This window comes from Agromyces agglutinans (genome assembly GCF_009647605.1).
GTDB classification, from domain to species: domain Bacteria; phylum Actinomycetota; class Actinomycetes; order Actinomycetales; family Microbacteriaceae; genus Agromyces; species Agromyces agglutinans.
On record NZ_WJIF01000006.1, the window covers coordinates 188,881 to 215,362 of the forward strand.

A 26,482-nucleotide genomic window follows, 5' to 3' on the forward strand; every position below is an offset into this window, starting at 1 on the left:
TCCAAGGCTATCGCGGGGCGACCCGCGGGCGACGTGCCGCGTCGATCAGACGAACGCGGCCTCGCCGGTGATCGCCCGGCCCACGATGAGCGTGTTCATCTCGCGCGTGCCCTCGTAGGAGTAGAGCGCCTCGGCGTCGGCGAAGAAGCGGGCGACGTCGTACTCGAGCACGATGCCGTTGCCGCCGCAGGCCTCGCGCGCCCAGGCGACGGTCTCGCGCATGCGCGAGGTGGCATACGCCTTGGCGAGGGCCGAGTGCTCGTCGCGCAGCTCGCCGGCGTCCTGCAGTTGCGACGCGCGCACGACCATGCCGAGCGAGGCGGTGATGTTGCCGAGGCCGTTGACGAGGTGCTCCTGGATGAGCTGGTGCGAGCCGATCGGCCGGCCGAACTGCTCGCGCTGCTTGGCGTAGGCGACGGCGGCCTCGTACGCGCCCACGGCGGTGCCGACGGCCGCCCACGCGACCTCGGCGCGGGTGGCGCGCAGCACGGCCGCCGTGTCGCGGAACGAGTTCGCGTTCTGGAGCCGCAGCGATTCGGGCACGTGCACGTCGGTGAGGGTGATGTCGGCGTTCTGCACGGGCCGCAGGCTGATCTTGCCCTCGATCTTGGTGGCCGTGTACCCGGGCGTCGTGGTCGGCACGATGAAGCCCTTGACCTGGCCGTCGGCCTCGTCCTTCGCCCAGATGATCGTGATATCCGAGAACGTGGCGTTCCCGATCCAGCGCTTGGCGCCGTTGAGGACCCACTCGTCGCCCTCGCGGCGCGCGGTCGTGCGCAGTCCCCGGGCCGAGTCGGAGCCCGAGAACGGCTCGGTGAGCCCGAACGCGCCGATGACCTCGCCCGACGCGAGCTTCGGGATCCACTCCTCGCGCTGCTCCTTTGATCCCGCGATCGAGATGGACCCGGTCGCGAGGCCGTTCTGCACGCCCACGAACGTGCCGACCGAGGCATCCACCCGCGCGAGCTCGAGCGCGACGAACCCGCGGAACACCGCGGAGTTCTCGAACGTCCTCGTCTCGTCCCACGCGTAGGAGAGCACGCCCAGGTCGGCGAGCGGCTGCACGATCTGCATCGGGAACTCGGCGCGCTCCCAGTAGCCGCCGATGATCGGCTTGACGTCGGCCTCGAGCCAGGCCCGCAACCGGGCGATCTCCTCGCGCTCGCGCTCGGTGAGCAGCGTGCTCTCGTACGAGTAGAAGTCGCTCGCGAGCGGTTCGAATGGCATGGCAGCTCCTCTGCATCGACGGATGCCTCGAGCCTAGGTCGGGCGTCGCCCCGCGTTCGAAGCGGTTGGTAGCTTGGGACAAACCCGCCGAAAGGACCCTCGCGCATGTTTGTGCCGATCCGCAACACGCCCCGCGACTACGCGTGGGGTTCGACCGACGACATCGCCGGATTCCTCGGCACCCCGCCCTCCGGCGGACCCGAGGCCGAGCTGTGGCTCGGTGCGCACCCGGGCTCGCCGGCGGTCATCGCCGACCCGTCGCAGACGGGTGGCGCCGGAGACCTCGCCGAGTGGATCGCGGCAGACCCCGAGGCGGCCCTCGGCCCCGAACTCGCGGCCGACGGCGCCCGCCTGCCCTTCCTGCTGAAGCTCCTCGCGGCGGGCGGGCCGCTGTCGCTGCAGGCGCACCCGACGCCCGAGCAGGCCCGGGCCGGCTTCGCGCGCGAGGAGGCCGACGGCGTGCCGATCGACGCGTTCGACCGCAACTACAAGGACGCGTTCCACAAGCCCGAGCTCATCGTCGCGCTGAGCGAGACGTTCGACGCGCTGTCGGGGTTCCGCCCGCTCGACGAGGTCCGGGACATCCTCGCGGTGCTGCGGGCGACCGACGCCGCCGACGAGCGGCCCGAGCCCGGCGCGCTCGACCTGCTCGAGGGGCATCTCGCCGACGACGGCCTCGAGGGCACCGTGGAGTGGCTGCTCCGCGACGGCCGCGGCGGCGACACGGGTCAGGCGACCTGGGTCGTCGAGCGGGTCGTGCGGCTGGCCGCGAGCGAGGCCGCGGCGGCATCCGTGCACGCGTTGTCGTTCGCGACGGTGGCCGACCTCGCGACGAGCTACCCGGGCGACCCCGGCATCGTGATCTCGCTGCTGCTGAACCGCGTGCGGCTCGCCCGCGGCGAGGCGCTGTACCTTCGCGCCGGCAACATCCACGCCTACCTCCGAGGGCTCGGCATCGAGCTCATGGCCGCGAGCGACAACGTGCTGCGCGGCGGGCTCACGCCCAAGCACATCGATGTGAGCGAGCTCGTGGACGTGCTCGACTTCACGCCCATCGCACCGCCGCTGCTCGCGCCCGAGCCGGTCGCCCCGGGCGTCACCGCGTTCCGCCCCGATGTTCCCGACTTCGCGCTCTACCGCGTCGAGCCGATGACGGATGCCTCGCGCGTCGAGCTGACCGGACCGGCGATCGTGCTCGTCGAGGGCGATGGCGTCGAGATCACCGGCGAGCTCGGCCGGTCGTCGATCGGCCGCGGGGGAGCGGTCTACGTCACGCCCGACGAACGCGTGCTGCACGTGACCGGCGCCGGCGTCGCTTGGGTCGCGACGACGGGCACGCGGCCGGCGTAGGCCGCCGAGGCCGCCGAGGCCGCCGGGAGCTCAGCCGGCGACGGCCAGGTCGGCGCGCGACGGCTCGACTCGGGTGCGCACGCCGAACAGTCGTCGGTAGGCCGTCGGCGTCGTCTGCAGCACCTTCAGGAAGTGGTGGCGCATCACCGCGGCCTGCCCGAAGCCGGTCTCGCGCGCGACTTCCTCGAGCGTGAAGTCGGTCTCCTCGAGCAGTTGCTGGGCGCGCAGCAGTCGCTGCCGGTTGAGCCACGCGTTCGGCGTGGTGCCGGTCTCGGCGCGGAACTTGCGCGCGAAGGTGCGCGGCGACATCAGCGCCTTACGGGCGAGCAGGTCGACCGTGAGGTCCTCGTCGAGGTGCTCGACCATCCACTCGGTGATGCGCGCGAACGAGTCGCTGCGGCACTCGGCGACCGGGGTCTGGATGAACTGCGACTGGCCGCCGTCGCGCTGCGGCGGTACGACCATGCGGCGCGCGATGATGTTCGCCGCCGACTGGCCGAGCTCCGTGCGCACGATGTGCAGGGCCGCGTCGATGCCGGCCGCGGTGCCGGCGCCGGTGACGATCCGCCCGTCCTGCACGAAGAGCACGTCGGGGTCGACCTCGGTGTCGGGGAACAGTTCGGCCATGCGGTCGGTGTACATCCAGTGCGTCGTCGCGCGGCGGCCGTCGAGGACGCCCGCGTGCCCGAGCGTGAAGGCGCCGGAACAGACCGAGAGGACCCAGGCCCCGCGCGCGGCGGCGTCGCGGATGACCTCGAGGACGCGCTCGTCGGGCGGCGAGTCGATGAGGGAGGCCGGCACGGCGACGAGGTCGGCGGTGCGCGCGGCGTCGAGGCCCTCGTCGACGACGATGTGGAAGCCGAGCTTCGTCGAGACGGGGCCGGGGTCGGCGGCCACGACGTGGAAGTCGAAGGTCGGCCCGCCCTGTTCGGATCGGTCGATGCCGAACACCTCGCAGATGACGCCGAACTCGAAGGGCGCCATCTGGGGAAGGGCGATGCAGGCGACGGTCTGGAGCATGGCGGCCTCTCTGGTCGGTTCGCCGGCGCTGAACCCGGTGATGAAGGTGGTGGGAGGGTGATTGGCAGGAATCATCCGTACAAGTGGCACTCTGCCACTGTCGGCAGGATTTGGCAATCCGTAGCGTTTCTGCCATGGCTGAACTCATCCTCCTCGTGATCGTCGTCGCACTCACCGTCTCCGGTGCCGTCGCGACCCTCCGCCTCGTCTCGCACGACGGCTACGGCCTGCCCGAGGTGGGCGACCGGCTCCGGCACGTCGAGCACCGCACGCTCGCCGACGTGTGACCGGTGACCCGCGCCGCCCCTCCGCGCCGCCCGGTACGATCGGTGGGGCTCCGGAGGTGCCGGGGCCGGGAAGGCGGGCATGAGCTGGCTGGTCACCGGGGGTGCCGGATACATCGGGGCGCACGTCGTGCGTGCGTTCCAGGCGAAGGGCATCGACACCGTCGTCGTCGACGATCTCTCGTCGGGGCGGCACGCCTTCCTCCCGGAGGGCACGCGGCTCGTGCAGGGCACCATCCTCGACGGCGCGCAGCTGCTCGAGACGTTCGAGCGGTTCCCCGTCACGGGCGTCGTGCACCTGGCCGGCTTCAAGTACGCCGGCGTCTCCGTGCAGCGGCCGCTGCACACTTACCAGCAGAACGTCACGGGCACCGCGACCCTCCTCGCCGCGATGGCGCAGGCCGGCGTCGAGCGGATCGTCTTCTCGTCGAGCGCCGCCGTCTACGGGACGCCCGACGTCGACCTCGTCACCGAGGAGACGTCGAAGCACCCCGAGTCGCCGTACGGCGAGTCCAAGCTCATCGGCGAGTGGCTGATCGCCGACCAGGCCCGTGCCACGGGGCTCGCGCACACGTCGCTGCGCTACTTCAACGTCGTCGGCTCCGGCTCCGACGAGGTCTACGACGTCAGCCCCCACAACCTCTTCCCGCTCGTCTTCGACGCGCTGCTCGACGGCCGCGTGCCCCGCATCAACGGCGATGACTACCCGACGCCCGACGGCACGTGCGTGCGCGACTACATCCACGTCGCCGACCTGGCCGAGGCCCACGTGGTCGCCGCCGAGAAGCTCGACGCGGGCGAGCCGCTCGAACCCGTCTACAACCTCGGGTCGGGCGACGGCGTCTCGGTGGGGCAGATCATGCGGGCGGTCGCCGAGGTGACCGGCATCGACTTCACCCCCGAGATCGCGCCGCGCCGCACAGGCGACCCGGCGCGCATCGTCGCGTCGGGCGAGCGGGCCGCGCGCGACCTCGGCTGGCGCATGCGGCACACGCTTGCCGAGATGGTCGAGAGCGCCTGGTCGGCCCGTCGCGCGAGCGCCTGAGGCCCCCGCCGAGCGGCATCCGGATCACGACTCGGACACGCCCTCGGCGTGTCGCGCGCGTCGCCAAGCCTCGAGCGATGATCGAAGGTTTAGGGTTCGCGACTTGACGCCTCCGAATTACACCGGTGTAATTGTCATGACACGCCCCCGTGGCGGTCGGTACAACTGGGTGGGAGACGATATGGGCAATCCTGAATATCGTTCTGGGGTACCTGAGGATTGGTTCGTCGATCCGGTTCGCCTCGGCGTTCCGAGCGTTCGGGGGAACGTCGACGATGATCCGCTGGCCTGGCAGAGCGACGCGCTGTGCGCGCAGACCGATCCGGAGGCCTTCTTCCCCGAGAAGGGCGGATCGACCCGCGACGCGAAGAAGATCTGCACGGGCTGCGAGGTCCGTGCACGTTGCCTCGAGTACGCGCTCGCCAACGATGAGCGGTTCGGCATCTGGGGCGGGCTCTCCGAACGCGAGCGGCGCAAGCTCCGCAAGCGTGCCGGCTGAGCAGCACCGACGAGTCATCCGAGGGAAGCCCCGACGGGCGTCGCGTGCCGCGGACCGACCGGTTCGCGGCACGCCCGACGCAGACGGCGCCCGAGTGCGGCCTCGAGCCTAGAGTGGCCCCGATGTTCCCTCGAGTCACCGCCATCCTCGTCGTGCACCGCGGCGGCGACCGCCTTCGGCGCACGCTCGCCGCCATCGACGCCCAGCAGCAGGCTCCCGACGAACTGATCGTCGTCCTCGACGACGCGGATGCCTCCGCCGACGAGCTCATCCCGGAATCGGCGAGCCACGTCGTGCGCCTGTCGACGCGGGCCTCGTTCGGCGAGGCCGTGCGCGCCGCCGACCGCGTGCTGGAAGCCCCGGCCGACGAGCGTGCGGCGCTGTGGCTGCTCGCCGAGGACTCGGCGCCGGCGCCCGACGCGCTCGCCACGCTGGTCGCGACGCTCGAGACCGAGCGCTCCGTGGCGGTGGCCGGACCCAAGCTCATGCGCTGGGACGCCCCCGACCGCATCGCGCACCTCGGCCGCTCGATCACCCGGTTCGGCCGCACGATCGACCTGGTCGCCGACGAACTCGACCAGGGCCAGCACGACGAGGTCAGCGACGTCCTCGGCCTCGACCCGGCTGGGCTGCTCGTGCGCCACGCGGTCTGGCGATCGCTCGGCGGATTCGACCCCGGCCTGCCCGTCGCCGACGACGCCCTCGACTTCTCCCTGCGGGCGCGCCTGGCCGGCCATCGCGTGAGCGTCGTGCCCGCGGCCCGTGTCGACGTCGCGGAGACCGGCGTCGCGGGTCAGGCCGTCGGTCGCGGCCGCACGGCCCGGCGGGCCCGTCGCATCGCGCGGTCGGCCGAACTGCACCGGCGCCTCGTGTACGCGCCGGCCCTCGTGATGCCGTTGCACTGGCTCAGCCTCCTGCCCCTCGCGCTCGTGCGGTCGATCGGACTGCTGCTGCTCAAGGCGCCGGGCGCCATCGCAGGCGAGTTCGCCGCCGCGCTCGGCGCTATGTTCGCGTTCGGCCGGGTCGCGCGGGCGCGTGGAACCCTCCGCCGCGGCAAGACCGTCGGCTGGTCGGCGATCGCCCCGCTGCGGGTGCCGCCCGACGAGGTGCGGCGCCGGCGGCGCGCGGCCGCGGAGGCGAGGAGGGCGCGCGCCAGGGGCCGCTCGGAGGATCTGCAGTTCCTCGGCACGGGCGGTGGCTGGGTGCTGCTCGGCTCGCTCGTGGCATCCGTCGTCCTGCTGCCGTGGTTGCTCGCGGCGGCCGGCGTGGCCGGCGGTGCGCTCGCCCCGCTCTCGAGCGACCTCGGCGAGCTGTGGGCCAATGCGGCCTACGGCTGGCGCGACGTCGGCGCCGGATTCGTGGGAGCCGCCGACCCGTTCGCCGGCATCCTCGCGGTGCTCGGCTCGATCACGTTCTGGTCGCCGTCGTACGCGATGGTGCTGCTCTGGCTGATCGCCGTACCGGCCGCGGCGCTCGGCGCCTGGTTCGCGGCCTCTCGGCTGACCGAGCGCGGCGCCGTCCGCACGTTCGCGGCGATCGCCTGGGTCGCCGCACCGCCGTTCCTCGTCGCGATCGGCGACGGACGTCCGGGAGCCGTGCTCGCGCACGCCCTGCTCGGCTGGCTGGTCTTCGCAGCTCTCGGGGCGGCCACGAGCTGGGCCTCCGCCGCGACGGCGAGCCTGCTCTTCGCCGCGGTCGTCGCCGCGGCGCCGAGCCTCACGCCCGCGCTCCTGCTCGGCTGGGTCGTGGCGATGGCGGTGAGCGGCCGAGCCGCGATCCGGTACCTGCTCGTGCCCCTGCCCGCGCTCGCGCTCGCCGCGCCGCTGATCTGGGACCAGGTGCAGCGCGGAACGCCGCTCGGGCTGCTCGCCGACGCCGGCCTCCCGGTGCCGTCGGCCGTACCTGCGCCCGGATGGCTCGCGCTCGGGTTCCCCGGCGGATCGGACGGCGCGTGGGGCGTCGTCGTCTCGTGGCTCGGCTTCCCGTGGGAGCCCATCTGGCCGGCGATCGGCCTCGTCGCCCCGCTCGTGCTCCTCGCCGCGGCATCCGTGGCGGCAGGACGTCGGCGACTGCGCGCGGCCCTGCTCGCGCTCGCCGCGGCGGCGGCCGGCTTCGCGACCGCCGTCGCGGCGGCGCACGTCTCGGTGGCCACGACCGGTGCCGACGCCGTCGCCATCTGGACGGGCGCCGGCCAGAGCCTCGCCTGGTTCGGCCTGGTGATCGCCGCGGTCGTCGCGCTCGACGCGATGCGCCGCGGGGCGGCCGGCGTCGGCGCGATCGCCTGGATCGCGGCGGTCGTGCTGGTGCTGCCGCTCGCCGCCTCCCTCGTGAGCGGTCGCGTGCCGGTGGGGCCTGCAGCCGAGCGCGAACTGCCGGCCGTCGTCGTCGCCGAGGCCGACGACGACCCACGGGTGGCCACGCTGCGCCTCGCGCCGCTCGAGGACGGAAGCCTCCGGGCGTGGCTCGAGCACGGCGCCGGAACGACCCTCGACGACGCGTCGACGCTCGACGCGACGCGACGCGGCCTCACCGACGACGAGGAGCGGCTCGCCGAGCTCGCCGGCAACCTCGCCTCGCGGAGCGGATTCGACGCCGAGGCCGCCGTGACGGAGTTCGGCACGACGTTCGTGCTGCTCGCCCCCGGCGACGAGTCGGACGGACGCCGCGCGGCGGCGACCGCCGAGCGGGCCCGCGCCGCGCTCGACGGCAACGCCGCGCTGACACCGGTGGCCGAGACCGCATTCGGCACGCTGTGGCGGTTCCGGGACGCGCCGTCGCCGGCACCCGCCGCGGCGATCCCCGCCGACGCCGGCGGGTCGGCCACCGTCGTGTGGACCGTGGTGCAACTCGTCGTGCTCGGCGCAGCGCTCCTGCTGTCGATCCCCGCGGGTGTCGGGCGCGAGGCCGACCGACGTGCGGTCCGCGAGCCCCGCACGCGTCGTCCGCGGCGCCCGCGTCGGCGCACGGTGGTCGAGGTTCCGCCGGGCGCCGCCGATGCTCCCACCGAGCCGGATGCGCCGGTGGAGGAACCACTCGAGCCGGATGGGCCCGCCGAGGAGCCGGATGCGCCGGCGGAGCCGGATGGGCCCGCCGAGGAGCTGGACGCGCCGGCGGAACCGGACGCCTCCGATCGATCCGATCCATCCGAGCCCGAAGCCCCCGAAGCCCCGAAGGGAGACGACCGTGGCTAGACGACCACTCATCGGCGCTGGACTGCGCACCCTCGCCGCGGTCGGCGCGCTCGCGGCGGGCGGCGTCCTCGTCTTCGCCGGCCTGCAGGCCCCCTGGCCCGAGTACCGTGCCGACGCGGCATCCGTCGTCGTGGAGCCGGCGGAGAGCCGGCAGGTGCGCGTGTGCCCGGGGCCGCTGCTCGAACTCGCCGACGACGCGGCCGCGGCGACGAACGCGACCTCCTTCGGCTCAGCCGACCTCGTGACCGTGGCCGAACCGCCGAGCGCACTCGTCGAGGAGGCGCCGCTCGAGAACCCCGCCAATCGCGAGGCGGGCTCCGACGGCCAGGCCGTGGCCCTCGTCGCCGAACCGGGCGAGGTCGCGGCCGGGCTGCTCGCCGGCGCGCAGTCGCAGGAGGCCGAGACCGAGACGATCGCGGGCCTCGCGGTCGCCGCGTGCCGCGACGCCGTGGCCGAGTCGTGGCTCGTCGGCGGGTCCACGGCACTCGGACGCACGACGCTCGTGCTGCTCGCGAACCCGACCGACGTCGCGGCGACGGTCGACCTCCGGGTCTCCGGTGAGGCCGGAGCCGTCGACGCGCCGTCGGCACTGGGCATCCAGGTGCCGCCGTTCGAGCAGCGGGTCGTGTCGCTCGCGGGGCTCGCCCCGAACCTCGCGTCGCCCGTCGTGCACGTCGTCGCGACCGGCGGCCGCATCGCCGCGAGCCTCCAGCAGACCGCGATCGACGGGCTGCTGCCGGCCGGAGTCGACCTCGTCGGCGCGACGGCCGCGCCCGCGCAGACGCAGCACATCACGGGCGTGCTCGTCGCGGAGTCGGGCGGCGTCGCCGTCGACGAGGACCACCTCGACGGCGACGGGTTCCCGGTGCTGCGCCTCTTCGTGCCGGGCGACGAGCCCGCTGAGGTCACCGTGGGCGTCGTCCCCGGGCAGGGCGGAGCGGGCACCACGATCGACGCCGAGCTCATCCCGGGCGAGGTCACCGACGTTCCGCTGGGCGAGTTGCGCGCGGGCACCTACACGCTCGACGTCGAATCGGATGTCCCGGTGGTCGCGGCGGCGCGCACGAGCGTCGCGCCCGTGCCGGCGACGGGCGACACGCAATCGCTCGGCGAGCCCGGCGACTTCGCCTGGTTCCCGGCGTCGTCGCCGCTGGCCGGCGAGATCGCGGTCGCGATCGCGGATGCCGCGTCACCCGTGCTGCACCTGTCGAATCCGACGGATGCCCCGGTCACGGCCATCCTCGACCTCGCGGGCTCGGAGCGCGAGGTGGAGGTCGATGCGGGCGGCGCGACATCCGTCGAACTGGACGGCGACGACGGCGCCGTCATCCGCGACGCCGACGGGCTGCACGCGTCTGTCGTGTACGACGGCGGCCGCACGATCGCGGCTGCTCCCGTGGAGCCGCCGGGGCCGCAGGACGCGCCGATCCGCGTCTTCCCGAACTGAGCCGCCGCGCGGTCGCCCGTCAGAGGTGCCGGTACCGACCGGGCGAGAGCTCCCAGGGATCCTTGCCCAGCAGGTCGGCGACGGCGCGGTAGACGCACGACTCGACGAGCAGCTTCTCGTCGCGCTCCTCGCCCTCCTGCAGTCGGAGGAACCGCACGATCGGCAGCCGGTAGAAGATGATGCGACGCTCGTCGTGGTAGACCTTCCACCGGTCGACGTGGTCGTCGTGGATGGCCTCGGCCGGCCCCTGCGCGACCTCGAAGACGGCGTCCTCGAGTTCGGGCCAGAGGCTGCGCAGGTACGACGCGGTCGTCGCGATCGTCAGGTCGAACTCGTCGATGCGCGTGCGCAGCAGCGGCAGGTGCGGCCCGGTGACGGGCGAGCGGAGCCCGCGACCGTGCCGATCTCGGGCGAGTCGCCGCGGCGACCTCGGCGTGGACGCGACACGGCGTGGGCGGGGCATGCGATCCATCGTAATGTCCACGCTCGTCGCTAGTCTGTTCCTGCCATGAGACGTTGTTCGCGAATCGCATGCACCGCCGAGGCGGTCGCGACGCTCACCTACGACTACGCCGATTCGCTCGCCGTGCTCGGCCCCCTCGCGCCGCGCCGCGAGCCCCACGGGTACGACCTCTGCGCGCGCCATGCCGAACGCACCTCGGCGCCGCGGGGCTGGCAGGTCGTGCGGCACCTGCCGCTCGGTGAGGTAGGTTTCAAGGCGTGAATTCGCCGAGCTCGACCCCGCATTCCGCCTCACTCGACGCCATCGTCAAGGCCTACGACGTCCGCGGCATCGTGGGCGAGGGCCTGACCGAATCGGTCGTCGAGGCGCTCGGGGCAGGCTTCGTCGACGAGGTCGGGGCCGCGGGCGGCCGGGTCGTCGTCGGCCACGACATGCGCGACTCGTCGCCGGGCTTCGCAGCCGCCTTCGCGCGCGGCGCGACCGCGCGCGGCGCCGACGTCGTCGCCATCGGCCTGTGCTCGACCGACGAGAGCTACTTCGCGTCGGGCTCGCTCGACGCGCCCGCCGCCATGTTCACGGCGAGCCACAACCCGGCCGCGTACAACGGCATCAAGTTCTCGCGCGCCGGGGCCCAGGGGATCTCGCTCGACACCGGCCTCGCGAGCATCCGCGACCGTGCCGCCGCCTTCCTCGAGCACGGCATCGAAACCGTCGCCGAGCCCGGCACGGTGACGAACGCCGACGTGCTCGCCGACTACGCGGCGTACCTGCGCTCGCTCGTCGACCTCGCCGGCATCCGGCCGCTCAAGGTCGTCGTCGACGCCGGCAACGGCATGGGCGGCCTCACGGTTCCGGCCGTGCTCGGCGAGGCCGCGGGGCTACCCGCGCTGCCGCTCGAGATCGTGCCCCTCTACTTCGAGCTCGACGGCACGTTCCCGAACCACGAGGCCAACCCGCTCGAGCCCGCGAACCTGGTCGACCTCCAGCGCGCCGTGGTCGAACACGGCGCCGACCTCGGCCTCGCGTTCGATGGCGATGCCGATCGGTGCTTCGTCGTCGACGAGCGCGGGGGAGCCGTGAACCCCTCGGCCGTGGCCGCGATCGTCGCCCTGCGCGAGATCGCGCGCGTGCACGCTGCCGGCGAGACCGACGTCGACGTCATCCACAACCTGATCACCTCGTGGGTCGTCCCCGAGACGATCGCGGGCGCGGGGGCGACGCCCGTGCGCACGCGCGTGGGCCACTCGCTCATCAAGGACCGCATGGCCGAGACCGGCGCCGTCTTCGGCGGCGAGCACTCGGCGCACTACTACTTCCGCGACTTCTGGGGCGCCGACAACGGCATGCTCGCCGCGATGCACGTGCTCGCCGAGTTCGGCTCGCAGGAGGCGCCGCTGTCGGAGCTCGCCGCGCGGTTCACGCCGTACGCGATGTCGGGCGAGATCAACTCGACGGTCGACGACGTGCCCTCGGCGTACACGCGCATCGTCGAGGCGTTCACCGGTCGCGCCGACTTCGACGAGTTCGACGGCCTCACCGTCACGGGCGTCACCGCCGAGAACGAGCCGTTCTGGTGGTTCAACGTGCGGCCCTCCAACACCGAGCCGCTGCTCCGGCTGAACGTCGAGGGCGCCGACGCCCCGACCATGGAGCGCATCCGCGACGAGGTGCTCGCGCTCATCCGCGGCTAGGCCGAGGGCCTCCGCTGGGTCAGCCGGGTGCGGTCTGCGATGATTGCCACATGACCCTCGCCGAGACCACCGCCCTCCCGTTCAAGGTCGCCGACCTCGCCCTCGCCGAGGCGGGTCGCCATCAGCTCCGTCTCGCCGAGAACGAGATGCCGGGCCTCATGGCACTGCGCGATGAGTTCGGGGCGTCCCAGCCGCTCGCCGGCGCCCGCATCGCCGGCAGCCTGCACATGACCGTGCAGACGGCCGTGCTCATCGAGACCCTCGTCGCGCTCGGCGCGCAGGTGCGCTGGGCGAGCTGCAACATCTTCTCCACCCAGGACGAGGCCGCTGCCGCGATCGTCGTGGGTCCCGACGGCACGGTCGACGAGCCGCGCGGGGTTCCGGTGTTCGCCTGGAAGGGCGAGTCGCTCGAGGAGTACTGGTGGTGCACCGACCGCATCTTCGACTGGTCGGCCGAGGCCGCCGCGGCCGGTGCCGACTGGACCGGGCCCAACATGATCCTCGACGACGGCGGCGACGCGACGCTGCTCGTCCACGAGGGCGCGCGCTTCGAGGCCGCCGGACAGGTCCCCGAGACGCCGGCCGACGCGAGCCACGAGTACCGCGTGGTGCTCGACACGCTCCGCCGGTCCCTCGAGCTGAGCGCCGACCGCTGGACCCGCATCGCCGCCGAGATCCGCGGCGTCACCGAGGAGACCACCACGGGCGTGCACCGCCTCTACGAACTGCACGCCGAGGGTGGCCTGCAGTTCCCGGCGATCAACGTCAACGACTCGGTCACCAAGTCGAAGTTCGACAACAAGTACGGCATCCGACACTCGCTGCCCGACGGACTCAACCGCGCGACCGACGTGCTGATGGGCGGCAAGGTCGCGTTCGTCTGCGGGTACGGCGACGTGGGCAAGGGTGCCGCCGAGGCGCTGCGCGGCCAGGGCGCGCGGGTGATCGTCTCGGAGGTCGACCCGATCTGCGCGCTCCAGGCCGCGATGGACGGCTACCAGGTCTCGCGCCTCGAGTCGGTCATCGGCGAAGTCGACATCCTCGTCACGGGCACCGGCAACAAGGACGTCGTGCGCCTCGAGCACCTGCTCGGGCTCAAGCATCTCGCGATCGTCGCCAACGTCGGCCACTTCGACAACGAGATCGACATGGCCGGCCTCGAATCCCTCGAGGGCGCCGAGCGCATCGAGATCAAGCCGCAGGTGCACGAGTGGCGCCTGCCGACCGGCCGCAGCGTGCTCGTGCTGAGCGAGGGCCGCCTGATGAACCTCGGCAATGCGACGGGGCATCCCTCGTTCGTGATGTCGAACTCGTTCACCAACCAGGTGCTCGCCCAGATCGAGCTGTGGACCCGGCCCGAGTCGTACCCGGTCGGCGTCTACGTCCTGCCCAAGCACCTCGACGAGAAGGTCGCGCGACTGCACCTCGATGCGCTGGGCGTCGAGCTGACCGAGCTCACCCCCGAGCAGGCCGCCTACATCGGCGTGCCGGTCGCCGGGCCCTACAAGGTCGACCACTACCGGTACTGACGGGCGCCGCCCCGGGGCATCCCGCCGGTCGGTTCAGCGACGCGGGAAGCCGACCGGGGTGCCGTCGAGCACGGGCGCGAGCGCGTCGAGGCGCTCGCGCTCGAGCCGCAGGGCGGCGAGGTCGCGTTCGCGCCGCAGCGCGACCACGCCCGCGAGGAAGAGTTCGGCCGGAGCGTCGGGCACCGGCTCGACGTACGGCGCGACCTCGGCGGCGAGGGATGCCGCGACTCGGGCCCGGCTCGCCGGCACGAGGTGGCCCACGTTGGCGAAGAACGACGCGACCCGGCGCTCGAGCGTGTCGGGCAGTCGGCCCACGTCGGCGACCGTCGCCCAGCCGAGCAGCGCCGTGGGCACGCCGAAGGCCTGCGTGGGCACGCGCGGCGCGCGCTCGACCTGGGCGTGCGTGCCCGCGAGGAGATCGCCGAGTCGCTTCGACGACGGATTCAGGAACCCCACGAGTGCGGCCAGGCCGCCGAACGTGAGGTAGATCTCGAGCACGCCCGTGAGCGCGCGCACGAACGCGTGGCGCAGCCCGATCGCCCCGCCGTCGTCGCGGACCACCCGGAGCCCCAGCGCGAGCTTGCCCAGCGAGCGTCCGCGCGAAGCGGTCTCGACGGTGGTCGGCACGACGACGAGCACCACCACGAGCGCCGAGATGCCGACCGCGCGCCACGCCGCCTCGTCGAGCCGGAGGCCGTTGATCGCGAGAACGACGCCGACCAGGAGCACCACGCTCACGATCACGTCGATCGCCGTGCCGCCCGCGCGGATCAGGGCGCTCGCCGGGCGCACGTCGAGCGCGACGGCCTCACCGGTGACGAGGGGATCGTCGGCGCCCGCGGGCGCGAACCGGTCGGCGGACCAGGGCTCGGACATGGCTAGTATTCAAGCAGATATGGACCTCGACGCCCTCGCCACCTCCCGCCACGACGAATGGCGCCGGCTCGACGAGCTCGCGCGGTCGACCGGCCGGCTGTCGGGCGCCGAAGCCGACGAACTCATCGAGCGGTACCAGGCCGCGGCATCCGATCTCTCGCTCATCCAGGCGACCGCGGGTTCGTCGGCGCTCGGCGACCGCCTCTCCATCTCGCTCGCCCGCGCGAGGCTGCGGTTCACCGGGGCTCCCGAGAATCCGCTCGCGCAGTTCACGCGCTTCGCGGTGCGCTCGCTGCCCGCGGCGATGTACCGGCTGCGCTGGCTGACGCTCGCCGTCGCCGTCGCCACGGTCGCCGTGGCGTCGCTCGTGGCGTGGTGGCTCGCCGGCGATCCGCGCGCCCTCGCGAACCTGGGCACCGAGGCCGAGCTCCGCCAGATCGCCGAGGAGGGTTTCGTCGCGTACTACTCGGAGCATCCGGCCGCGTCGTTCGCCGGATCGGTCTGGACCAACAACGCCTGGATCGCCGCGCAGTGCATCGCCTTCGGCATCACCGGCGTGTGGGTGCCGTACGTCATCCTGCAGAACGCGATCAACGTGGGCACGAGCGCGGCGGTCATGATCGCCTACGACGAGGCCGACGCGTTCTTCCTGCACATCGCCCCGCACGGGCTGCTCGAGCTGACCTGCGTCTTCATCGCCGCGGCCGGCGGGTTGCGCATCTTCTGGAGCTGGGTCGCGCCGGGCGCGCGGACCCGCGGCGAAGCGCTCGCCGAAGACGCCCGGGCGCTATTCGGGGTCGCCATCGGGCTCGTGTTCTTCCTGTTCATCGCCGGGCTCATCGAGGCGTTCGTGACGCCCGCGCCGTGGCCGTGGCCGGTGAAGATCGGCATCGGCGTGCTCGCGCTGGCCGCGCTGCTGGCCTACATGCTCGTGCTCGGCCGCCGGGCCGCTGCCGACGGCGCGACCGGCGACCTCGAGGCGATCGACGCCGGCGCGCGGCGCATCGTCGCGGGATGAGTCGGGGGCGAGGCCCGCTGGATCGCAGCGCGAGCCGCGCGCGGCGCCCTCAGAGCCGCCCGGCGGCCTTCAGCTCGAGGTAGCGATCGGCGAGCGCCGGCGGCAGCGCGGCGGGCGGCGCGGTGACGACCTCGGCGCCGAGGCGACGCACCGCATCGGCCAACCGAGTGGTGTCCAGCAGAGCCCGCTCGGCGGCTGCCGCACGGTAGGCCTCGTCGAGGCCGCCGCGTTCGCGGGTCGCCGCGACCAGGTCGGGATCGGCGACCGAGGCGACGATCACCGAGTGCCGTGTCGTCAGCTGCGGCAGCATCGCGAGGAGCCCGCGCGCCGTGCCGGGGGAGTCGGCGCCGGTCAGCAGCACGACGAGCGCGCGGTGCGCCGTCAGGCGGCGGACCTGGCCGGGCACCGAGGCCCAGTCCGCCTCGATCAGCTCGGCGTCGATCGTCGCCATCGCGTCGACCATGCGCGCGAGCAGGTCGCCCGAGGTCGCGCCGTGCACGAGGCCGCGCACCCGCCGGTCGAAGGCGAGGAAGTCGACGCGGTCGCCCGCGTGGGACGCCAGGGCCGCCAGCAGCAGCGACGCCTCGAACGCCGTATCGAGCCGCGGCTCGTCGGCGATGCGCGCGGCGGCCGTGCGCGACGTGTCGACCACGATGACGATGCGGCGATCGCGCTCGGGTCGCCACGTGCGCACCATGAGCCGGGCCGAGCCCGGAGCCTCGGGGTCGGGGCGGCGGGCGGTCGCCCGCCAGTCGATCGAGCGCACGTCGTCGCCGCGCACGTACTCGCGGATGGTGTCGAACTCGCTGCCCTGGCCGCGAACGAGCAGGGGCGTGCGGCCGTCGAGCTCGCGCAGCCGGGTGAGCCGAGACGGCAGGTGCACGCGCGAGTCGAACGGCGGCAGGACGCGCAGCCGCCCCGGTGCGGCCAGCGTGGCCTGCCTCGCCCAGAGTCCCAGCGGACCGGCCGCGCGGATCGTGACGTCGGCGACGCGGCGGTCGCCGCGTCGGCGCGGCGTCAGGCTGAGGGTCATCCGCCGTCGTTCGCCGGGTGGCACCTCGAGATGCCCGCGAGCGTTGCGGGATGCCCCCGCCGACGGCTGCCAGGCATCGCGCACGACGGCGCGCAGCAGGCGCGGGCCGAGGTTCTGCACGATCAGCGACGACTCGACCGTCTCCCCGAGCCGAACCCGCTCGGGGAGCTCGCGAGCGAGCGCGACCCGGCGCGGCGACGCCGCGAGCGAGAGATCGACGCTCGCGATGCCGACGGCGATGAGCAGCCAGCCCACGAGCGCGAGCCAGGCAGCGCCCGCGTCGGCGAGGCCCGCGAGCACGACGGGGATGACGCCCGCCGCGACGAGCCAGACGAATCGACCGGAGACCGCCATGTCAGAGCGGCACCTGCACCTGCTGCATGATGCCGCGCAGCACCTGGTCGACCGAGACGCCCTCGAGCTCGGCCTCGGGCCGCAGCTGCACGCGGTGCCGCCAGACGGGCAGCAGCATGGCCTGCACGTGGTCGGGGATCACCGAGTCGTAGCCCGTGAGCCACGCCCACGCCTTCGACGCGGTGAGCAGCCCGGCGACGCCGCGGGGGCTGACGCCGAGCCGGAGCGAGGGGCTCACCCGGGTCGCGCGCGCGAGATCGACGAGATAGGCCAGCACGTCGTCGGAGACGCCGACCCGGGCGGCCGCGGCCCGTGCGGCCGCGAGCTCGCTGGCGCCGATCACGGGCGTCACGCCCGCCGCGGCGAGGTCGTGCGGGTCGAACCCGTCGGCGTGCCGGCGAAGCATCGAGACCTCGGCCGATCGCTCGGGGACGTCGAGGACGAGCTTGAGCAGGAAGCGGTCGAGCTGCGCCTCGGGCAGCGAGTACGTGCCCTCGTACTCGATCGGGTTCTGCGTCGCCGCGACGAGGAACGGGTCGGGCAGCGGCATCGTCACGCCGTCGGCCGAGACCTGGCGTTCCTCCATCGCCTCGAGCAGGGCCGACTGCGTCTTCGGCGGGGTCCGGTTGATCTCGTCGGCGAGCAGGATGTTCGTGAAGACCGGCCCCTCGCGGAACGCGAACTCGCCCGTGCGCGGGTCGTACGCGAGCGAGCCCGTCACGTCGCCGGGCATCAGGTCGGGCGTGAACTGCACGCGGTGCGTCTCGAGCCGCAGGGTCCGGCTGAGGGTGCGCACGAGCAGCGTCTTCGCCACGCCGGGCACGCCCTCGAGGAGGACGTGGCCGTGCGCGAGCAGGGCGATGATGAGGCCCGTGACGGCACCCTCCTGCCCGACGACCGCCTTGCCCACCTCGGTGCGCACGCGGTCGAGGGCGGCCCGGAGCTCGTCGTCGGTCGGGATCTGGTCGGTCATGGTCGCCTTCCTGGGGGGTCGGGTCGGTCGAGGCGGTCGAGCGCCTCGGGGTGCTCTGGGTGCTCGGGGTGCGCGGGCCGTGAGATCGCGCGCACGTCGCGTTCGAGCCGGTCGAGGTCGCGCGCGAGGTCGACGAATCGCGCGTCGCCGAGGGGGTCCTCGTCGACGAGGAGCCGGCGGACGGCGATCGGGTCGGTGCGCAGCGCCGTCGCCGTCGCTCCGATCACGTCGTCGACGGATGCCGCGGCCGGAAGCCGCAGGGCCGTCGCGAGCCTGCGGATGGTGGCGACGCGGATCTGGTCGAGCGCGTGCTGCCGCGAAGCGGCTCCCGCGTAGAGCCGGGCGCGCCCGGCGGCCGTCTCACCGGCCGGCACGTGGACCGGAAGGTCTTCGACGACGAGGCGCCCGAGGCGTCGTCCGCGCCACAGCCCGGCGACGACGGTGACGAGGGCGGCGAGGACGAGCACCGGGCTGACCCAGCCCGGCGTGAGCTCGCCCAGCGTCGGGCCCCCGGCCGGCGCGTCGGCGGGCCCCGGCAGGTACCAGACGAGGCGCGGTTCCGCTCCGAGCAGCCCGAGGGCCAGGGCCGCGTTGCCCGACTCGTCGATGGACTGGTTCTGGAAGGGCGTGACCGAGCCCACGAGCGCGAGCTCGGCACCCTCGGGCGACGGGCCGGCCGCGACGGCGAATCCGAACTGCTCGTCGGCGAAGCATCCGACCCAGCCGTCGCCGGCGGCGTCATCGTCGATCGTGAAGAGGCGCTGCCCGGGCGAGAGCTCGCCGGCGCGCTGCGCCGCGGGCAGGTCGCAGCCGGGGCGGTCGAGGGCGCCCGGTGCCGCGCCCGCGTGGCGGACGCCCGGTGCGAGCGCGTCGAGCGACGCGAAGTCGGGTGCGGCCACGACGAGCCGGTCGGTCGCCGCCGCGAGGTCGCGGAGGTCGTCGTCGCCGAGCAGGCCCTGGGCGTCGTGCAGGAGCACCGTGGTGTCGGCGCCGCCCGCGTCGATCGCCTGCCCGAGGGTGCGCGCCTCCACGACCTCGACGCCCTGCGCGCGCAGGACCTGCACGAGCGCCTTCGAGCCGACCGGCGAGGCATCGGCGGGACCGACCGGCACGCCCGCCACGGCACCGCCGAACCCGCGGAGGACGAGCAGGAGGCCGCCGCCGGCGAGCATGACCAGCGCGATGACGAGCCAGGTGCGACCGCGCCGCAGGCGAGCGCCGAGGGTCGGCGTGCGGGCGACCGCCGGGGCCGTCGCGGGCGCTCGGTTGCTCGCGGTCGCCGTCGCGCTCATGCCGGCGCTCCGGTGCGTTCGACGGCGGTGTCGCCGTCGGCGGGACCGGCGGCTTCGCGGGCGAGCCCGGCGAGCCCGGCGGGAGTCGCTGGAGCCGCGGCCCCGAGGTCGCGGTCGAGCGAAGCGAGCCGGCTCGCTTCGTCGGCCGTGCCGGCCCGTCCGAGGTAGCGCACGGCGTCGAACGCGTCGGCCGCGTCGGCCAGGCGGTCCGAGAACGTCGGGAAGGCGGTCGTCGCCGAGCGCGCGAAGCCGTGGGCGGTCGTACCGGGGCTCGGCCTGAGGAGCTCGCGGTCGGCGAGCGCGCGCACGATGGCCCGGAACCGCTCTTCGACGGCGAGGTCGTACCGGCCCGCGGCCGCGGCGGCATCGGCGGCGCGGCGCAGCTCGGCGAGCGTGCGCGTGTCGCCGTCGTCGAACAGGGGAGTGGCGGACGCACGGCGTCTGCGACGCAGCCGCGGCACGCCGAAGACCAGCAGCCCCACGACGACGGCGGCGATCACGAGCACGACGACGAGTGCCAGCACGACGTCGCCCGAGAGGCCGCCGCTGCCGCTCAAGAGGTCGGCGAGCCAGTCGCGCACCGCAACCGCGAGCCGGTCGAACCAGGTGGGCTCGGCCTCGCGGTACTCGGGACGCGACAGCTCCTCGAGCACCCAACGGCGCGCCTCGGGCGCGTCGGGCTCGACGGGGATGTCGGCGACGGCGATCACGCCGTCACACCGTGGCGCCGGGCGGCCGGGTCGGCGCCACGGCCGGAGCGGGGGCCCCGGGGGGCGGCGCGTACGGATCGCCCACCGGCCGGCCGGCATCGCGCAGCTCGACGTGTCGCTGCAGGTCGAGGTCGAGACCCTCCTTGCGCATGCGCAGGTCGATCGTGATGACGGCGACCAGGGCCGCCTGCACGACGGCGGTGATCGCGCCGATCAGCAGCGTCAGCAGGATCGTGATCGCGTACACCACGATGAGCACCACCATCGCCGTGTCGGAGCTGCCGGTGGGGTCGAGCAGGCCCGCGAGGATGCCGCCGACGAGTGAGAACGGCTGGGTCACGACCTGGGCCGCGAAGGTGAGGATCACCGTGACGAGGGCGAGCGTGCCGAACGTCCGCCAGAAGGCCCCGTCGGTCAGCTGCCACGATCGGCGGACGGCGTCGCGGATGCCCCGTCGCTCGAGCACGATCACGCTCGGCACCAGCGCGACCTTCGTGCCGATCCAGACCCAGAGGGCGCCGACCCCGAGGGCGCCGACGAACACGAGGAGCCCGGCGACGAGCGCGCCGACCGGGCCGCCGACCGCGAGACCGAACAGCACGGCGCCGATGCCGAGCACCACCAGCAGCGCGGCGCCGAGGCCGAGCATCGCCGTCCAGCCGAGGAGCGGCCAGATGCGCGTCGCCGCGCGTCGCCAGAGCGCGCCGAAGCGGAGACGCTCGCCGAGCGTGCCGGTCGCGACCTCGACGACCATGACGCCCTGCAGGAACGCGCCCAGCACCATGCCCACCAGCGTCGGCACCAGCATCGCGAGGAGGAACGCCGCGATGCCGCCGGTGAGGATCTCGTCTTGGTTCTCGAAGGTGGCCTGCGTCGTGCGCGAGAGCACGAAGACGAAGAACGGCACCATGACGGCGGCGGAGACGAGCAGCGAGGCGAGCTGTACGACGAGGCCGCTGCCGAAGGTCGCGGCCGGGTTGCGGCGCAGCGTGCGGAAGGGCGCCCACAGCAGCGTGCCGAACGAGAGCGGGCGGAGCGGGATGAGTCCGGGCTTGGGCGGCGGCGCCCACCCGGGCGGCGGGCCCGGAGGAGCCGAGGCCCAGCCAGGGGGCGGACCGGGGGGAGGGGCCGCCCAGCCGGGCGGCGGGCCGGGAGGCTGGGCTCCGGGCGGGCCGACGGGGGGCGCCACCGGCGGGACGGCGGGCGGCGCGCCGGCCGCATCGGGGGCCTGCCAAGCTCGATCGGACACTCGCCGTCCACTCCTTCCGCCGCAGGTCCCCATGCTCGCACATCGCGCCCGCCCGCTGTCGGGCTCTCCACCGCGGGCTGTGGGCTTTCGGCCGACTCACGGGCCCGAACGGCTACGCTGGTGCCGATCAGCACCGCCGCGCCCGCGCGGCCAGGAACGGGAACGAACCCATGACCGCACGCGTACTCGTCGTCGACGACGACACGGCCCTCGCCGAGATGATCGGCATCGTCCTGCGCACCGAGGGCTTCGACCCCGCCTTCTGCGCCGACGGCGCCTCGGCGCTCCAGGCCTTCCGCGACACGAAGCCCGACCTCGTGCTGCTCGACCTCATGCTGCCCGGTGTCGACGGCATCGAGGTCTGCGGTCGCATCCGCGCCGAGTCGGGTACGCCCATCATCATGCTCACCGCGAAGTCCGACACGGCCGACGTGGTCAAGGGCCTCGAGTCGGGTGCCGACGACTACATGGTGAAGCCGTTCAACCCGAAGGAGCTGGTGGCGCGCATCCGCACGCGGCTGCGTCCGGCGCCCGAGTCGCTCGTCGAGACCATCTCGATCGGCGACCTGGTGATCGACGCCGCCGGTCACGAGGTGCGTCGCGGCGATGAGCGCATCAACCTCACCCCGCTCGAGTTCGACCTGCTGCTCGCGCTCGCCTCGAAGCCGCAGCAGGTCTTCACGCGCGAGATGCTGCTCGAGCAGGTCTGGGGCTACCACTACAAGGCCGACACGCGGCTCGTCAACGTCCACGTGCAGCGGCTGCGCGCGAAGGTCGAGCACGACCCCGACAACCCGCGCATCGTGCAGACCGTGCGCGGCGTCGGCTACCGCGCCGGCGCGACGACCTAGGGTCCCCCGATGGCGGGTGAGCCGACCCCGACTCCCGCCGGCACCGCCGGACGGGGCATCCGTGGTCGCATCGTCGCCGCACGGGAGCGCGTCGCCGCGCTGTGGCGTCGCTCGCTGCAGTTCCGCACGGTCGTGCTCACCATCAGCCTGTCGGGGCTCGCGATCCTCGTGATCGGGGTCTACATCACGTTCAGCGTGGCATCCAACCTGTTCCAGTCGGGCCTCGACCGCGCACTGGCCGAGTCCGCCGACGCCGCCGAGTCCGCGCAGAACCTGGTCGACGCCTCGGATGCCTCCGACCAGGCGGCGTTGCAGCTGGTGATGGACCAGGTCTTCAACACCGTCGGAACCGTGTCCGGCAGCGGCACGATCGCGGTGTTCCGGGAACCCGGCCAGCCCGCGAACGAGAACGCGCCGCAGGACCAGCTGTCGAGGTCGATGTCGGGCCTCGTGAGCGACGACCTGCGCGCGAGCGTGCAGGCGAACCCGGGCGAGCAGTACTGGCAGTCGGTGCCGCTGCCGACGAGCGACGGCGACGAGCCCGGCGTGGTGGTCGGCACTGACCTCGAGGTCCCGAGCGCCGGCACGTACGAGCTGTACATCGCGTACAGCTTCGCCGACGCCGACGCGACCCTCGCGTTCATGCAGGCCGTCGGCATCGCGGGAGCGGTCGCGCTGCTCGTGCTGCTCGGCGCCATCACGCTGCTCGTCGTGCGCTGGGTGATCGAGCCGGTGCGCACCGTGGCCGCGACGAGCCGCCGGCTGGCCGCCGGCGACCTCGGCGTCCGCATGCCCGAGAAGGGCGAAGACGAGCTCGCCACCCTCGCGGCGAGCTTCAACGGCATGGCCGACACGCTCCAGGCGCGCATCCGCGAGCTCGCCGAGCTGTCGGTCATGCAGCAGCGCTTCGTGTCGGACGTCTCGCACGAGCTCCGCACGCCGCTCACCACGATCCGGCTGGCCGGCGATGTCCTCTACGGCCAGCGCGAGGAGTTCGAGGGTCCGACCTCGCGCACCGTGGAGCTGCTGCACACCCAGACCGTACGGTTCGAGCACCTGCTCGCCGACCTCCTCGAGATCAGCCGGTACGACGCCGGATCCGTCGAACTCGCGACCGAGCCGACCAACCTCGTGCACCTCGCCGGCGACGCGATCGAGTCGATGCACCAGCTGGCCAGCGAGCGCGGCAGCGAACTGCGTCTCGTGGCGCCGGGCGGTCACCTCGAGTGCGACGTGGATCCGCGCCGGGTCCGCCGCATCGTGCGCAACCTCCTCGGCAATGCGATCGAGCACGGCGAAGGGCGGCCCATCGTGGTCTCGGTCGACAGCGATGCGCAGGCCGTCGCGCTCAGCGTGCGCGACTACGGGCTCGGCATGACCGAGGAGGAGGTCGAGCGCGTGTTCGACCGGTTCTGGCGCGCGGACCCGAGCCGCATGCGCACGATCGGCGGCACGGGCCTCGGCCTCGCGATCTCCCTCGAGGACGCGGTGGCCCACGGCGGCTCCCTCGACGTATGGTCGCAGCCGGGCATCGGCAGCGTCTTCCGGCTCACGCTGCCCCGGGTGGCGGGCGTCGCGGTGACCGGTTCGCCGCTGCCGCTGCCCCCCGCCGACCCAGACGCGAGCGGACCGGCCGAACCCGCCGTCCCCGCCGACACCCGCAGCATGGAGGTGCGCGATGCGTAGGGCGCTTCGGATCACGGCGGTCGCAGTGGCGGCGGTCGCCGCGCTCGCCGCGTGCGCGAGCATCCCCGACTCCGGCACCGTGCACCGCGGCGAGGCTCCGGCGCGGTCCGAGCCCCTCGATCGCGAGCTGCGTGCCTCGGGTCCGCAGGGCGGCGAGTCGCAGGAGCAGATCCTGCGCGGCTTCATCGACGCCGCGACCGATGCCCGCAGCAACTACGGGGTCGCCCGCGAGTTCCTCACGCCCGAGTTCGCCGCCGAGTGGCGCGCCGACGACGGGGCGACCATCGACCAGCTCGCCTCACGCGACTACGAGGCGACCGGAGCCGAGACGATGCGCGTCGACGTCGCGCCGGCGGCCGAGCTCGGCCCGAACGGCCAGTACGCGATCGCCTCCTCGAGCGCCCCGGTCACGCTCGAGTACACGTTCGCGCAGGTCGACGGCGAGTGGCGCATCGCGTCGGCACCGCAGGGCATCCTGATCGACGCCTCGAACTTCGCCCGCGTCTTCCGCGCCCACGACCTGACCTTCCTCGACCCCACCGAGCGGTACGCCGTACCCGACGTGCGCTGGTTCGCCGGCGGCGAGGCGGTGCAGACCAAGATCGTGCGGGCGCTGCTCGCCGGCCCCGCCGAATGGCTCGATCCGGGCGTGGCCTCCGCGTTCCCCGAAGGCGCCGAACTCGCGGCCGACGCCGTGCCGGTCGCCGACGGTGATGCTGCCGTCGACCTCACGGGCGTCTCCACCGAGCAGGCGAGGGCCGTGCAGCTCATGCAGTTCCAGCTCGAGCAGAGCCTCATCGGCGTGAACGGCATCGGCGGCGTCGACCTCGCGGTGAACGGTGTCCCGCAGGGCGTCGATGCGGTGCCCGACCCGCCCGAGATCGACCCGCTCGTGCCCGCCCGGCCCGTGGTCTTCGACGGCGAGACGTTCGGCCACCTCGGCGTGTCGGGCGAGACGATCACGCCGATCGAGGGCGTGTCGGAGCAGGTCGCCGCCCTCGCGCCGACCGGCGCAGCGGTCGGCCCGGGCGGCGAGCAGGTCGCCGTGCGCGCCGCCGACGGGGTGGCGCTCGTGACCGCGGGTGAGGAGACCGCGGCGCTCGACCCGCGCGACGGCCTCATCGTGCCGGCGATCGACGGCTACGGCATGGTCTGGTCGGNTCGTGACCGCGGGTGAGGAGACCGCGGCGCTCGACCCGCGCGACGGCCTCATCGTGCCGGCGATCGACGGCTACGGCATGGTCTGGTCGGTTCCCCGCGGCTCGCCCGACGAGCTGACGGTCTTCACGCCCGACGGCACCGCGTCGGTGCCGTTCGCGGTGCCCTGGACCGGCACGCAGATCGCGGCGCTCGAGATCTCGCGCGACACCACGCGCGTGATCGCGCTGCTCGCCGATGGCGACCGTACCCGCTTCGTCGCCGCGTCGATCGTGCGGGACGACGACGGCGTGCCCGTCGAGCTCGGCCAGGTGACGCTCGAGCTGGCGTCCGTCGACGGCGTGCCGCAGGACATCGCGTGGATCGACGACCGCCAGGTCGCGTCGCTCACCGCCGTCGGCGAGGGCACGCGCCTGATCCTCCAGACGATCGGCGGCGTGCCCGACACCGGGCGCACCGGCCCGGTCGGCGGGGTCGAGCTCAGCGGCGGCAACAGCGTCGGCGACCTGCGCGTCCGCACGGCGGACGGCAACCTGGTGACGCGGTCGGGCCAGGGCTGGCAGGCGCAGCGCGGCGGCATCCAGCTCCTCGCGTCGCAGCAGCCCCGCTGACCGCTCCTGCACCGACGCCCCGGGGCTCACGCGTTCCACGGATGCCCCGGACGCGAAGCAACGGCACCGACGCGGCCTCGACGATGGAGGGATGCCACCGCTCGCGTTCGGGCCCTTCGTCGCCGGATCCGGTCCCGTCGCCGTCGCGGCCGCCGTCGCGGCCGAGGCGGTTCGCGATGCGCTCGCGCTCGTGCTCCCGGTGACCTGTACGGGCTGCGGTCGCGCCGATCGGCCGGTCTGCGACGACTGCCGCGTGCTGCTCGCCCCCGCCCCGCACGTGGTCGAGCGATCGGGGCTCCGGGTCTGGGCGGGCCTCGAGTACGGCGGTGCCGTCGCACACGTGATCGGCGCGGCGAAGGACGGCGGCCGCACCGACGCCTTCCCCGCGCTCGCCGGCGCGTTGCTGGCCGCGGTACGCGAGGCGATGGCGGAGGCGATCACCCGCGGCTCGCTCACCGCGCACGCCGGCGCCGACCCGCCCGTCGACCTCTGCGCCATCCCGTCGACGGCCGCATCGGTGCGGGCGAGGGGCTACCGGCCGGTGCCGAGGCTCCTCGCGGCGGCGGGCCTCCGCGCGACGCCCGCGCTGCGGCTCGCCCGCACCCGGGTCGACCAGTCGGCGCTGGGCATCGAGGCGCGACGGGCGAACGCGGCCGGCGGGCTCGCGGCGCGGCATCCGCTCGAAGGGCGCCGGTTCCTGCTCGTCGACGACGTGCTGACCACCGGCGCGACCCTCGCCGAGGCGGCCCGCGCGCTCCGCGCCGCGGGCGCCGAGGTCGTCGGCGCCGCCGTGCTGGCGCAGACCCCGCGCCGGTTTCCCGAGGCGGAGGAACCGGCACCGCCGGCTCGGATGCGACTCGCCGAAGACGCGGGAAACACTCCGTGACTTCTCGGGGTGAGGGGCGTACGGTGTCAGGACAGGCGT

Annotated in this window: 24 protein-coding genes; 15 read left to right on the plus strand and 9 right to left on the minus strand. The window is 73.8% G+C overall.

From position 1 onward, the window contains the following. Positions 1–45: 45 nt before the first annotated feature. Positions 46–1,227, minus strand: a complete 1,182-nt coding sequence (locus GE115_RS11975; RefSeq protein WP_153685019.1) for an acyl-CoA dehydrogenase family protein — start codon at positions 1,225–1,227, stop codon at positions 46–48. A 105-nt stretch (positions 1,228–1,332) separates the two neighbouring features. On the opposite strand from GE115_RS11975, the gene manA reads away from it, so the two are divergent. Further along, positions 1,333–2,577, plus strand: a complete 1,245-nt coding sequence (manA, locus tag GE115_RS11980; protein ID WP_153685020.1) for a mannose-6-phosphate isomerase, class I — start codon at positions 1,333–1,335, stop codon at positions 2,575–2,577. A gap of 30 nt (positions 2,578–2,607) precedes the next feature. Here manA and GE115_RS11985 read toward each other — a convergent pair whose 3' ends face one another. Continuing rightward, the gene (locus tag GE115_RS11985; RefSeq protein WP_153685021.1) at positions 2,608–3,597 is read right to left on the minus strand and encodes a GlxA family transcriptional regulator; all 990 of its coding nucleotides are present in this window, start codon (positions 3,595–3,597) and stop codon (positions 2,608–2,610) included. A 134-nt stretch (positions 3,598–3,731) separates the two neighbouring features. Between GE115_RS11985 and GE115_RS11990 the strand changes: the two genes are divergently transcribed. The 5 genes from GE115_RS11990 (at position 3,732) to GE115_RS12010 (ending at position 10,063) form a co-directional block, all read left to right on the plus strand. Further along, positions 3,732–3,884, plus strand: a complete 153-nt coding sequence (locus tag GE115_RS11990; protein ID WP_153685022.1) for a hypothetical protein — start codon at positions 3,732–3,734, stop codon at positions 3,882–3,884. Positions 3,885–3,963: 79 nt separating this feature from the next. Beyond that, positions 3,964–4,926: a UDP-glucose 4-epimerase GalE gene (gene galE, locus GE115_RS11995; RefSeq protein WP_153685023.1), complete on the plus strand. Its 963-nt coding sequence runs from the start codon at positions 3,964–3,966 to the stop codon at positions 4,924–4,926. A gap of 181 nt (positions 4,927–5,107) precedes the next feature. Beyond that, complete coding sequence (locus GE115_RS12000) at positions 5,108–5,425, plus strand: WhiB family transcriptional regulator (protein ID WP_153685073.1); 318 nt, start codon at positions 5,108–5,110, stop codon at positions 5,423–5,425. 122 nt (positions 5,426–5,547) lie between these two features. Continuing rightward, positions 5,548–8,616 (plus strand): glycosyltransferase family 2 protein, encoded by a 3,069-nt coding sequence (locus GE115_RS12005; RefSeq protein WP_153685024.1) that lies wholly within the window; start codon positions 5,548–5,550, stop codon positions 8,614–8,616. Further along, entirely contained in the window at positions 8,609–10,063 is a 1,455-nt protein-coding gene (locus GE115_RS12010; RefSeq protein ID WP_153685025.1) for a DUF5719 family protein, read from the plus strand. Before GE115_RS12005 ends, GE115_RS12010 begins: the two co-directional genes overlap by 8 nt. A 19-nt stretch (positions 10,064–10,082) precedes the next feature. On the opposite strand, the gene GE115_RS12015 is transcribed toward GE115_RS12010, so the two are convergent. Beyond that, positions 10,083–10,526: a hypothetical protein gene (locus GE115_RS12015; RefSeq protein WP_153685026.1), complete on the minus strand. Its 444-nt coding sequence runs from the start codon at positions 10,524–10,526 to the stop codon at positions 10,083–10,085. Positions 10,527–10,571: 45 nt separating this feature from the next. On the opposite strand from GE115_RS12015, the gene GE115_RS12020 reads away from it, so the two are divergent. From GE115_RS12020 to ahcY, 3 genes are read left to right on the plus strand one after another with little or no spacing between them, the layout of a single operon-like run. Continuing rightward, the gene (locus GE115_RS12020) at positions 10,572–10,787 is read left to right on the plus strand and encodes a DUF3499 family protein (protein WP_153685027.1); all 216 of its coding nucleotides are present in this window, start codon (positions 10,572–10,574) and stop codon (positions 10,785–10,787) included. Further along, on the plus strand, positions 10,784–12,217 hold the full coding sequence (locus GE115_RS12025) for a phosphomannomutase/phosphoglucomutase (RefSeq protein ID WP_312855116.1): 1,434 nt from the start codon (positions 10,784–10,786) through the stop codon (positions 12,215–12,217). The genes GE115_RS12020 and GE115_RS12025 overlap by 4 nt, the downstream gene beginning before the upstream one ends. 50 nt (positions 12,218–12,267) lie before the next feature. Beyond that, positions 12,268–13,746, plus strand: a complete 1,479-nt coding sequence (gene ahcY, locus GE115_RS12030; RefSeq protein ID WP_153685028.1) for an adenosylhomocysteinase — start codon at positions 12,268–12,270, stop codon at positions 13,744–13,746. A gap of 33 nt (positions 13,747–13,779) precedes the next feature. Here the strand turns inward: ahcY and GE115_RS12035 are convergent, their stop codons facing one another. Then, positions 13,780–14,622: an RDD family protein gene (locus GE115_RS12035; protein ID WP_153685029.1), complete on the minus strand. Its 843-nt coding sequence runs from the start codon at positions 14,620–14,622 to the stop codon at positions 13,780–13,782. Positions 14,623–14,641: 19 nt separating this feature from the next. Between GE115_RS12035 and GE115_RS12040 the strand changes: the two genes are divergently transcribed. Next, positions 14,642–15,640: a stage II sporulation protein M gene (locus tag GE115_RS12040; protein ID WP_153685030.1), complete on the plus strand. Its 999-nt coding sequence runs from the start codon at positions 14,642–14,644 to the stop codon at positions 15,638–15,640. A 49-nt stretch (positions 15,641–15,689) separates the two neighbouring features. Here the strand turns inward: GE115_RS12040 and GE115_RS12045 are convergent, their stop codons facing one another. Genes GE115_RS12045 through GE115_RS19255 form a run of 5 tightly spaced genes read right to left on the minus strand, consistent with a single transcriptional unit; the run spans position 15,690 to position 21,251 of the window. After that, entirely contained in the window at positions 15,690–17,027 is a 1,338-nt protein-coding gene (locus GE115_RS12045; protein WP_153685031.1) for a DUF58 domain-containing protein, read from the minus strand. A 1-nt stretch (position 17,028) separates the two neighbouring features. Further along, positions 17,029–18,000: an AAA family ATPase gene (locus GE115_RS12050; RefSeq protein WP_153685032.1), complete on the minus strand. Its 972-nt coding sequence runs from the start codon at positions 17,998–18,000 to the stop codon at positions 17,029–17,031. Beyond that, positions 17,997–19,292, minus strand: a complete 1,296-nt coding sequence (locus tag GE115_RS12055; RefSeq protein ID WP_153685033.1) for a DUF4350 domain-containing protein — start codon at positions 19,290–19,292, stop codon at positions 17,997–17,999. Before GE115_RS12055 ends, GE115_RS12050 begins: the two co-directional genes overlap by 4 nt. After that, positions 19,289–20,002, minus strand: a complete 714-nt coding sequence (locus GE115_RS12060; RefSeq protein WP_312855117.1) for a DUF4129 domain-containing protein — start codon at positions 20,000–20,002, stop codon at positions 19,289–19,291. The genes GE115_RS12055 and GE115_RS12060 overlap by 4 nt, the downstream gene beginning before the upstream one ends. 4 nt (positions 20,003–20,006) lie before the next feature. Next, positions 20,007–21,251, minus strand: coding sequence for a glycerophosphoryl diester phosphodiesterase membrane domain-containing protein (locus GE115_RS19255; RefSeq protein ID WP_153685035.1), 1,245 nt, complete (start codon positions 21,249–21,251; stop codon positions 20,007–20,009). Between the two features lie 170 nt (positions 21,252–21,421). Here GE115_RS19255 and mtrA point away from each other — a divergent pair, with 170 nt between their 5' ends. The 5 genes from mtrA to GE115_RS12090 all read left to right on the plus strand — a co-directional run bounded on the left by mtrA (position 21,422) and on the right by GE115_RS12090 (position 26,443). Beyond that, positions 21,422–22,102 carry an MtrAB system response regulator MtrA gene (gene mtrA / locus GE115_RS12070; protein ID WP_153685036.1) on the plus strand — a complete coding sequence of 227 codons (681 nt, stop codon included), beginning with the start codon at positions 21,422–21,424 and terminating at the stop codon, positions 22,100–22,102. A gap of 9 nt (positions 22,103–22,111) precedes the next feature. Beyond that, complete coding sequence (mtrB, locus tag GE115_RS12075; RefSeq protein WP_153685037.1) at positions 22,112–23,788, plus strand: MtrAB system histidine kinase MtrB; 1,677 nt, start codon at positions 22,112–22,114, stop codon at positions 23,786–23,788. Next, on the plus strand, positions 23,781–24,965 hold the full coding sequence (locus GE115_RS12080; RefSeq protein WP_153685038.1) for an LpqB family beta-propeller domain-containing protein: 1,185 nt from the start codon (positions 23,781–23,783) through the stop codon (positions 24,963–24,965). The genes mtrB and GE115_RS12080 overlap by 8 nt, the downstream gene beginning before the upstream one ends. Next, positions 24,952–25,557 (plus strand): LpqB family beta-propeller domain-containing protein, encoded by a 606-nt coding sequence (locus GE115_RS12085; RefSeq protein ID WP_312855118.1) that lies wholly within the window; start codon positions 24,952–24,954, stop codon positions 25,555–25,557. Before GE115_RS12080 ends, GE115_RS12085 begins: the two co-directional genes overlap by 14 nt. 91 nt (positions 25,558–25,648) lie before the next feature. Beyond that, positions 25,649–26,443: a ComF family protein gene (locus tag GE115_RS12090; protein ID WP_153685039.1), complete on the plus strand. Its 795-nt coding sequence runs from the start codon at positions 25,649–25,651 to the stop codon at positions 26,441–26,443. The last annotated feature ends 39 nt before the right edge of the window (positions 26,444–26,482 follow it).